Annotated in this window: 9 protein-coding genes; 7 read left to right on the top strand and 2 right to left on the bottom strand. The window is 60.7% G+C overall.

What is annotated here, in order from left to right; translation table 11 throughout:
- Nucleotides 1-298: 298 nt before the first annotated feature.
- Both AB6809_RS30950 and AB6809_RS30945 read right to left on the bottom strand, forming a co-directional pair.
- Nucleotides 299-682 (bottom strand): type II toxin-antitoxin system VapC family toxin, encoded by a 384-nt coding sequence (locus AB6809_RS30950; protein WP_371027949.1) that lies wholly within the window; start codon nucleotides 680-682, stop codon nucleotides 299-301.
- A complete protein-coding gene (locus AB6809_RS30945; RefSeq protein WP_107707985.1) occupies nucleotides 679-885 on the bottom strand; it encodes a type II toxin-antitoxin system VapB family antitoxin in 207 nt (68 codons plus the stop codon). The genes AB6809_RS30950 and AB6809_RS30945 overlap by 4 nt, the downstream gene beginning before the upstream one ends.
- A gap of 624 nt (nucleotides 886-1,509) precedes the next feature.
- Here AB6809_RS30945 and AB6809_RS30940 point away from each other — a divergent pair.
- From AB6809_RS30940 to AB6809_RS30910, 7 genes are all read left to right on the top strand, one after another.
- Complete coding sequence (locus AB6809_RS30940) at nucleotides 1,510-1,755, top strand: AlpA family transcriptional regulator (RefSeq protein WP_107707983.1); 246 nt, start codon at nucleotides 1,510-1,512, stop codon at nucleotides 1,753-1,755.
- A 370-nt stretch (nucleotides 1,756-2,125) separates the two neighbouring features.
- Nucleotides 2,126-2,929, top strand: a complete 804-nt coding sequence (locus AB6809_RS30935; protein ID WP_006051639.1) for a transglutaminase family protein — start codon at nucleotides 2,126-2,128, stop codon at nucleotides 2,927-2,929.
- Nucleotides 2,930-3,261: 332 nt separating this feature from the next.
- Nucleotides 3,262-3,687 (top strand): CopG family transcriptional regulator, encoded by a 426-nt coding sequence (locus AB6809_RS30930; RefSeq protein ID WP_371027948.1) that lies wholly within the window; start codon nucleotides 3,262-3,264, stop codon nucleotides 3,685-3,687.
- A 40-nt stretch (nucleotides 3,688-3,727) separates the two neighbouring features.
- The gene (locus tag AB6809_RS30925) at nucleotides 3,728-4,822 is read left to right on the top strand and encodes a PHB depolymerase family esterase (protein WP_371027947.1); all 1,095 of its coding nucleotides are present in this window, start codon (nucleotides 3,728-3,730) and stop codon (nucleotides 4,820-4,822) included.
- 306 nt (nucleotides 4,823-5,128) lie between these two features.
- On the top strand, nucleotides 5,129-6,346 hold the full coding sequence (locus AB6809_RS30920; protein WP_371027946.1) for an acyl-CoA dehydrogenase family protein: 1,218 nt from the start codon (nucleotides 5,129-5,131) through the stop codon (nucleotides 6,344-6,346).
- 44 nt (nucleotides 6,347-6,390) lie between these two features.
- Nucleotides 6,391-6,738: a DUF3088 domain-containing protein gene (locus AB6809_RS30915; protein WP_006051635.1), complete on the top strand. Its 348-nt coding sequence runs from the start codon at nucleotides 6,391-6,393 to the stop codon at nucleotides 6,736-6,738.
- A gap of 285 nt (nucleotides 6,739-7,023) precedes the next feature.
- Nucleotides 7,024-8,622, top strand: coding sequence for an ABC transporter substrate-binding protein (locus AB6809_RS30910; protein ID WP_307259231.1), 1,599 nt, complete (start codon nucleotides 7,024-7,026; stop codon nucleotides 8,620-8,622).
- Nucleotides 8,623-8,631: the final 9 nt, after the last annotated feature.

Genomic DNA, 8,631 nt, shown 5'->3' with positions numbered 1-8,631 from the left:
CAAAAGGAGCAACCCTACAACGAGGTGTATCAACTCCTAACTGCGTTGCTGTATCAATTTATAACTGCGCGCGACACGTGGTTACAGAGACGGAGTTCTGAATGGCGGGGGAAGTTCTGCCTGAAGTACTGGCTGTGCGACGTGTTGCCCGGATGCATTGCTAAGCTTGCCCAAAGAAGAGTTCGACCTACATTCGTGAAACGCACACGAGCCCCCACTATGGAGCAGTCAACTTTTGCCCTAGAGGACGTCCGGCGTGGCAGTAAGCGCGTGAGCAAAGTCGTTGACGGACGAACATTCAATGCGCCTTCCTCCGGTAGCCAACGCCGAGCCGGCGAGCGAGCGTGGCGAGCCGCTTGTCCAGTGTCCAGATCTGGGCGCCCGGGGTCATCAAGGTCGAGGCCAGCAGCGTCAGGTCGACGCCGCCACAACCCTGACCATACAGTTGCTCTCTTTCGATGAACTGCATGACCTCGCTCCATGTCGCCTGCTGGACATGCCGCAGCAGGCCGATGTCGTGAAGCGAGCGTGCCCGCGGCGCTGGCAGAGTACCGCAGGCCAGTTCAACGAGCACGAGCGGGTGGGTAAGCGCCTGATCGGTGGTGATCAGATCAACGAGAGTTTCGCTGCGTCGGCGGAAATGGTCTACCCACACAGACGTGTCGATCAGTACGTTGTTCACTCTCTGTCAGCCTTGGGGCGGCGCCGTGGGATGTCCGACATTTCAGGGACGGTTCCGCCGAGCGCGGCAAGGCGTTTAGCAGCCTGGACGCGGACGAAAGTCTGCATCGCCGACCGGAACAGGTCGGCCTTGTCCGTCCCCGGGTCGGCAAGTTCCAAAGCTTCCTGATAGAGCGCGTCGTCGATTGTAACGGTGGTTCGCATAGCATTGCTCCATTTTTGATGCGTTTATGCATCAATCCTAGCATCAATCCACACTTGATCAACCAGATTTGGTCAACCACGTTTCCTGCGGGCGCTCATAGGCCGGTGGCGTCTGTCGGCGCACGTTCGTGCAGCGCGCCGCGCTGGCAAACCGATAAGTCTGCGATGTGCGAGCTTCGAATTCAGGAAGGGGGCGTGCTCTCCGAGGGATACCGGCCCAACCACGGACGGCGCGTTGCTCACCGGTATCGGTGCTGGGCACGACTTCAGAAACGGGCGGCAGGCGGCAAGCTGGACAAGAGAGTGAGCTGGATGAGAAGCGCGACATGATTCAGGACCCGAGAGCGTGCTTGCTAGATACGCTTCACGGAACGATAAATAAGAAAAATCAACGTCAGGAATTATGCCGCTGGTGACTTTCAGCTCGGTATGACTTTGCATAGGGCGCCGGGGGAACCCGTGAGAAAGCCGTTGCGCAATCGATGCACTGAGAAACGCAATTCTGTTCTCCCAAGGAGATTTGCCCGACTCGATCCCATCCATTAAATTCGGAAAAACGCTTTACTGAGAGCAGTGTCGTGCGAATAGGGAGTTAAGGACAACAGACAGAAGGTGGAAACGACGATGAAAATCTGTTTGTCTCTGAAAGAAGTGGCCGAGGCGCTTTCCTTGTCGCCGGCGACTGTACAGAAGCTGGTTCGGGAGAAAAGCTTCCCTGAACCGCGGCTACTATCGGGCCGCAGAGTGGGATGGCTCGAACACGAGGTCCGGGAGTGGGCTGACGCTCGTCCGGTTTCTAACCTTCTGCCGCCGGAGAACACGGGCGCTGGAAAGCGGCAAATTCCCAAAGGCGAGCGGCCCGCTTCGTGAGCCATTCGCATTCTGGCATCGTAGCAGTAGACATCGTCGCGGCTCGGATCGGGACGATACGCAAACGCACCGATGCAAGACAAACCTGGAAAATGTAAGCGTTCCTGACGGCTGGTGGTGCTGAGGCCGACATGGGGCCGGCCAAAGTGCGATGTTGACGTCGAAATTGCAGCCGACCTCTACGAGATTGACCCCGGCGACAAGGGCGTTCAATCGCCATTCATCTGCCCAACCGGCAACACCGGCATGCGATTGTTTTTGATGCAGGGCGAAGCGCCCCGCATCGTGGGATGATGTTATTGCAGACATCCCCACCACTTTGGAATGCCTGCCCCGCACCTCCCAACGATCAGTTAAACCAGGAGCTCTGATGAAGCTTCGCGTCGGATATGAGCTGTCGTTCGAGTGTCCAGGACCGACGCCGATGATGCTGATGTTGAACACGCATTCTTCGCATGCGAAGGATATTCTTGTGGCGGACGTGCTTGTTACCGATCCGCCGGTGCCGATCAGGCAGTATCGCGATGGCTACGGCAACCTGTGCAGCCGGATCGTCGCGCCCGCCGGCCGGATTGGATTGAGCACGACGGCGCTGCTGAACGTGCCGGAGTCGATGGAAACGCGGCCTATCGACGGTCGGCGCGATCCGGTTGAACAGTTGCCCGACGAGACGCTGGTTTTCCTGCTGGGCAGCCGCTACTGCGAAACCGATCTGCTGGTCGATGTTGCGTGGAAAATCTTTGGGCAGTGTCCGCCGGGCCGCGAGACGGTTCTCGCAATCTGCGATTTCGTGCACCGGCATATCCGGTTTGACTACGGACACGCGCGAGCGACCAAAACCGCAGTCGATGTGTACCGCGAACGCACAGGCGTCTGCCGGGACTTTGCGCATCTCGGCGTCACGCTATGCCGTGCGATGAATATTCCGGCGCGCTACTGCACCGGCTATATCAGCGACATTGGCCTGCCGCCGGTAGAGGCGCCGATGGATTTCGCGGGCTGGTTTCAGGCCTACGTGGGAGGTAGCTGGCAGACGTTCGACCCTCGCAACAACGCACCGCGCATTGGGCGCATTCTGATGGCATATGGTCGTGATGCGGCCGATGTGGCCATCAGCAATGCGTTCGGGCCCGCCATGCTGAGACACTTCAAGGTGCATTGTCACCAGGAATAGGCGTGCAACGGCTGACCGCGGAGCCGACGGGCCGACGCCCCTACGGTCTGCCGCAATGACGCGTGCCGTCCGAATCCGAAGGGCGGCTTCGACTTTCTGGTGCTCGGGCCAGAGCCATCTTGCGTGCTCGCCGGCTGCAGGCGGCGGGCCACACCTCACGCTCACGCGGTAGCCATGCCGCCGTACCGGCTGTTGTTATTTCCGCCGGCAAACCCTTCGCCCTCCGGTGCACAACGACGTCGCGCCCATCGCCTCTGGCCCGCTTTTTATGCGTTGCGCCCTCCGGCAAACCCGCGTATAACCATCCCATTGGATGGTGTTCGGATGGAAAAATGAAAAAACAGTCTGCTGTCGTAACGCCGCGCCCGGCAGGCGGCGAGTCGGAAAAAATCACGATCAACCTCGGCCCCGTCGACCTCGGGCAGATCGATCTGCTCGTCGAGGAAGGCTTTTATTCGAACCGGACGGACCTGATCCGGACGGCAATCCGCAACCAGCTCGCGCAGCATGCGGGGGTCGTGCGGGAAACGGTTGCGCGTCGTTCGCTGGTGCTCGGGCTCCAGCGTTTTTCCAGACAAGATCTGGAGGCGATCCAGGCCGCGCACGAGCGTCTGAACATTCAGGTCCTTGGATTGGCCAGTATTGCTGCCGACGTTTCCCCGGAACTCGCGCTGGCGACTATCGAAAGCGTCGTCGTGCTGGGTGCCTTTCACGCTTCGCCTGCCGTCAAGGCGGCGCTCGCCGGCAGAATTCTCTAGCCGCCTGAGGCCGAAGCCAACATCAGAAAGTGGGAAATTAATGAAACTCAATGAAGGCTTTTTGAACTCGATGCACGATGCGATGACCCTGCTGCGTACACGCGGCGTTGCGGAAGCGACAGAAGCGATACAACGCGCGCTGCGAGGCGACATCGGCACACCGAATAACTCGGCACGACGAGAAAACGGCCCAGTGTCCGCGGATTTCGCTCCTGCAAACGTAAGTGAGACTGCGGCGCGTGGCGCACGAGAAGACTGCATTGACGTGGAAGACCGCGGATATTTCGGCACGCATGCGTATGCGAACGCCGCCGGTCGCCGTCAGTATCGGCTGTATGTGCCAGCGGGGGCCGTGGGCGAACCGTTGCCATTACTGGTGATGCTGCACGGATGCACGCAGGACGCCGACGACTTCGCAGCAGGCACACAAATGAATGCGCTTGCCGATCGGCATCGGTTTCTCGTTGCTTATCCGGTGCAACCGCCGCAGGCGAATCCGTCAAAGTGCTGGAACTGGTTCAAACCGGATGATCAGCAGCGCGATCGCGGGGAGCCGTCGTTGATTGCTGGCATCACGCGCGAAATCATCTCCACTCACAGCGTCGATCCCACGCGCGTGTATGTCGCGGGCATGTCTGCGGGGGGCGCAATGGCGGCGATCATGATCGCCGAATACCCCGAACTGTACGCCGCGGCCGGCGTTCATTCCGGTCTTCCGGCAGGGTGCGCGCACGATCTGCCCTCGGCGCTGGCGGCGATGAAAGGGGGCAAACGTCCGCGTGGGGCACGGCACGCGCCAGAAAATGAGCGCTTGTCGCCGAAACGGCCCGTCATCGTCTTTCACGGTGACGCCGATGCCACAGTCAACATCGCGAATGCGACCCGGCTTCTGCACGGCTTCGCTGCACGGCCTGACGACCCTAGCGAAGGGCACCGGACCTACCAGGGCCGGCGCGCCTGCACTGTCTGCCGACTGCATTCCGCCGATAGCATCGACGCAGAACTCTGGACCATTCATGGCGCCGGGCACGCATGGGCGGGTGGAAACGCAGGAGGCAGTTACACCGACCCTGCCGGGCCGGACGCAAGTGCCGAAATGCTTCGCTTCTTTCTTGACCATCCGCGACGCGGGTAAGCCGCGCTACTCGCAATCGGCAGTGCCGCAGCGACATGAAGGAGTCGAGCGCCTGGCTCGCTGACCGGCATCGAATACGCACTCGATGCCTGGCACTCCAATAACAAATTCACCAATCCTTATCGGCGATTCGCATTTCGGAATCGCGCATATTCATAGCTTGATTCGCTGGTTCTGTCTCGAAAGCTGCGCACCTATACTGCTGCGTCGAACCCACGTATACGGCGTGAATTCGTCAACGATGGTGGCGCGGCCTTCCGCCGTGGCCATCTCAAGATGTGTGCGGTAGCAAAAGGAAACCAGTCTATGCAGGCGTCTCAGGACACCATTAAACGCTCGAAACTCGAAAGTGCGCTTGCAGCGTTGCCTGCGCTCGCGCAGGCAATCGGAGAAGATGCGGCCGGGCGCGAACTGCGGCGCGAATTGCCGCTGGACCGCTTCGCGCTATTTCGTGCATCGGGGCTGGGTGTGCTGCGATTTCCAGTCGAGTGGGGCGGCCTTGGCGGATCGCTCGAAGATCTCTTTCATGTCGTGAGTACTTTGGCAGCTCACGAGTCGAACGTCGCGCACGCTCTACGGATTCACTACGATCAGACTGAGCAACTGTTGCTGTCGCCGCGTTCGTCGTTCAACGACACGCAGATCGAACGGGTAAGGCAAGGCGCGATTTTCGGCGGCGCATCGACGGAACTGGGCACATCGCGGCCCGGCGAAATTGTCACGAGGCTCGTGCGCGACGGCGAGCATTTCCGCGTGACCGGCAAGAAGTATTACTCGACCGGTACGGCGTTCGCGGACTATGCGCGTATCAACGTGCAGGATGAGAACGGCGAAAACGTATCGTTCATTGTGCCGGTATCGCGTGAAGGCCTTCAGGTCGTCGACGATTGGGATGGCATGGGACAGCGCATGACGGCGAGCGGCAGTCTTCTGCTCGACAATGTGCAGGTCTTTGCGCACGAGGTCTCCGCACGCGGTTACGGGACTCTCCCAGGTCGGCACGGTGGTGCGTTGCGCCAGTTGCATCTCGTTGCCGTCGCTGCGGGAATTGTGCGCAATATTCTCGCCGACGCGCGACGCTACGTCGTGCAGCATGGCCGTCCGGTGCTTCACAGTCCCGCTCCGTCTTCACGCGAAGATGGCTTCGTGCAGCAGGTGGTGGGCGACATTGCGGCGCACAGCCACTCGATCGACGCGCTCGTGCAGCAGAATGCACGCACGCTCGACCGCTCGGCGAATGCGATCCGCAACGGCGCGGCGAACGCCGAAGAACTGGTGCTAGAAGGCGCGCTTGCAACCGCGAAGACCCAGCTTGTCGTCAGCAAACTCGCGCTGCATACGGCCGAGCGGCTGTTCGAAATCGGTGGTGCGTCGGCGACTGCGCGCTCGCACAACTTCGATCGCCACTGGCGCAATCTACGCACCATATTCAGTCACAATCCGCTGCTTCACAAAGCGCGAGTGATCGGCGACTACGAATTGAACGGCGTGACAACGCATCTCACCGAAGGTCGCGTGTTCTAGCGCGGCCGTGCCTCGTTTTTATCCACTTGCCGTCACGGAGCACCATGAGCCGACGAGACTTGCTGCTATTGCTGGAACCGGGCTTCACCGACCCGAAGTACCCGGGCGAGCGCTTCATCTGTCCGGCGGGCGCGCCCATTGAAGGACTGCTCGCGAGCGATGCGCCGCGCAACGCGCGCCTCGACATTCGCAGGGTGGCGTTTGCGCGTCCGCGCGCTGAAGTGGTCGCAGCGCTCGACGCCGACCACCAGGGGCTGCCTGTGCTGATTTTCGGCGACGAACAACCCGCGCCTGCCGATGCACAGGTGCTGGGCGACAAGCGCTTCGTGACCGATACTCGCCGCATTCTGGACCTGCTCGCAGAACGTCACGGTTTTCCCAAGGTGCATTGAATACAACGGCGTTGAAATGCGGGCGCGGATGACCAGGTGGTCGCCGCGCCCGCCTTGCTTTGTGCGGTCGAAAAAAGGGGAAGCGTTAACGACAGAAGTCGCCGCGCAGATGAGCAAACTCCCGGAGGCGCGCCTGGTTCTATCGTCGGTGCCGTGCTTTGCTTATGCGCAACCGTTGGTTCTTTTGGCGCGGCAGCGGCTTTATCGTGTGCGTTGCTGCATGGCCGGCGATGGAATAGGCCCTCGAACCGGAGGCAGCGCATCGACAAAAAGGATCTGCATCAAATGGCGGGACTTAACCGACGCGAGTTTCTGATCTCGACGGCCGCAACGCTGTCAGCCGGCATGCCTGCATGGGCACTCGCGCAAAGCGGCAACGTCGCGCCGAGAAGGGGCGGCACGTTGAACATGCTGATCAACCCTGAGCCGCCGGTCCTCGTCTCGATCTTTCAGACGACCGGCCCCGCGCTCGTCGCCAGTTCGAAGGTACTCGAAGGCCTGCTGGCTTATGACTTCGATCTGCGACCGAAGCCGCAACTTGCGACTGCGTGGACAGTGAGTCGCGACGGTCTTCAATACAGCTTTACGTTGCGTCAGAACGTGAAATGGCACGACGGTCAGCCCTTTACGTCGGCAGACGTTGCGTTTTCAATCGAGCTGCTCAAGGCGGTGCACCCACGCGGTCGCAGCACCTTCGCCAATGTGACACGCGTCGTCACACCGGATGCCCGCACCGCGATCATCGAATTGTCGAAGCCCGCACCGTTCCTGCTGAAGGCGCTGTCCGCAGGCGAATCTCCCATCGTGCCCAGGCACCTGTATGCAAGCGGCGATCCGTTGACGAACCCGCACAACAGCGCGCCGATCGGCACAGGGCCGTTCCGCTTCAAGTCATGGACACGCGGCGCCAGCATCGTCTATGAACGCAATCCGGACTACTGGGACGCCGGCAAGCCGTATATCGACGCACTGGTGTTCAAGGTGATTCCGGACGCGGCGGCGCGCTCGGCGGCTTTCGAAACCGGCGCACTCGACCTGGGCGGCGAAAACCCCGTGCCGTTGACCGATCTGCCTCGCCTCTCGCAATTGCCGCAACTCGTCACCGAGACGCGCGGCTACCGGTTTCTCGAGCCATTGTCGGAGATCGACTTCAATCTCGATCATCCCATCCTCAGGGACCTCAAAGTTCGCCAGGCCATTGCCCATGCGATCAATCCGCAGGTCGTGCAGCGCACGATCGCGTATGGCTACGCGGACATCTCGCCGACGCCGATCACACCGGGATCGCCTTATCACGACGCAAAGCTCTCGCCCTATGCGTTCGACATTGCGAAGGCGGAGCAACTGCTCGACGCGGCGGGCTATCCGCGCAAGGACGGCGTGCGCTTCCGGCTGACGCACGACTTCCTGCCTTATGGCGATATGTATCGCCGTCAGGCTGACTACGTGAAGTCCGCATTGGCGCGCGTCGGTATCGATGTAACGGTGCGTTCTCAGGATCTTCCCGCGTTCCTGAAACGCGTTTATGCAGACCGTCAGTTCGATTTCACGAGTATCGGCGTGAATACGCTGTTCGATCCGAGCGTGGGTGTGCAGCGTCTGTACTGGTCGAAAAACATCCGCCCGGGCGTGCCGTTCTCCAATGCGCCGCATTACAGCAACGCTGAGGTGGACCGGCTGCTGGAAAGCGCGTCCGTCGAGACTGACGAAGGCAAGCGCGTCGCGCTCTATCAGGAGTTTCAGCAGATCGTGTATCGCGATCTGCCCATTCTGAACCTCGTGGCGCCGCGCATGATCACGCTGGCGAACCGGCGCGTGCGCAACCACACCGTTTCCGCGCAGGGCCTCGAGGGCAATCTTGCGGATGTCTTTCTCAGCGCGTGACAGGAGATC

Source organism: Paraburkholderia sp. RCC_158, from assembly GCF_041355255.1.
Taxonomy (GTDB): domain Bacteria; phylum Pseudomonadota; class Gammaproteobacteria; order Burkholderiales; family Burkholderiaceae; genus Paraburkholderia; species Paraburkholderia graminis.
The sequence above is the reverse complement of the archived record's forward strand: the minus strand, read 5'-3'. Positions and strand labels throughout refer to the sequence as shown.

Excerpts from the sequence above, each read along its gene's own strand:
- AB6809_RS30945 (WP_107707985.1), bottom strand. The coding sequence starts at position 885 with ATGCGAACCACCGTTACAATCGACGACGCGCTCTATCAGGAAGCTTTG.
- AB6809_RS30940 (WP_107707983.1), top strand. The coding sequence starts at position 1,510 with ATGAAAATCTGTTTGTCTCTGAAAGAAGTGGCCGAGGCGCTTTCCTTG.
- AB6809_RS30935 (WP_006051639.1), top strand. The coding sequence starts at position 2,126 with ATGAAGCTTCGCGTCGGATATGAGCTGTCGTTCGAGTGTCCAGGACCG.
- AB6809_RS30930 (WP_371027948.1), top strand. The coding sequence starts at position 3,262 with ATGAAAAAACAGTCTGCTGTCGTAACGCCGCGCCCGGCAGGCGGCGAG.
- AB6809_RS30925 (WP_371027947.1), top strand. The coding sequence starts at position 3,728 with ATGAAACTCAATGAAGGCTTTTTGAACTCGATGCACGATGCGATGACC.
- AB6809_RS30920 (WP_371027946.1), top strand. The coding sequence starts at position 5,129 with ATGCAGGCGTCTCAGGACACCATTAAACGCTCGAAACTCGAAAGTGCG.
- AB6809_RS30915 (WP_006051635.1), top strand. The coding sequence starts at position 6,391 with ATGAGCCGACGAGACTTGCTGCTATTGCTGGAACCGGGCTTCACCGAC.
- AB6809_RS30910 (WP_307259231.1), top strand. The coding sequence starts at position 7,024 with ATGGCGGGACTTAACCGACGCGAGTTTCTGATCTCGACGGCCGCAACG.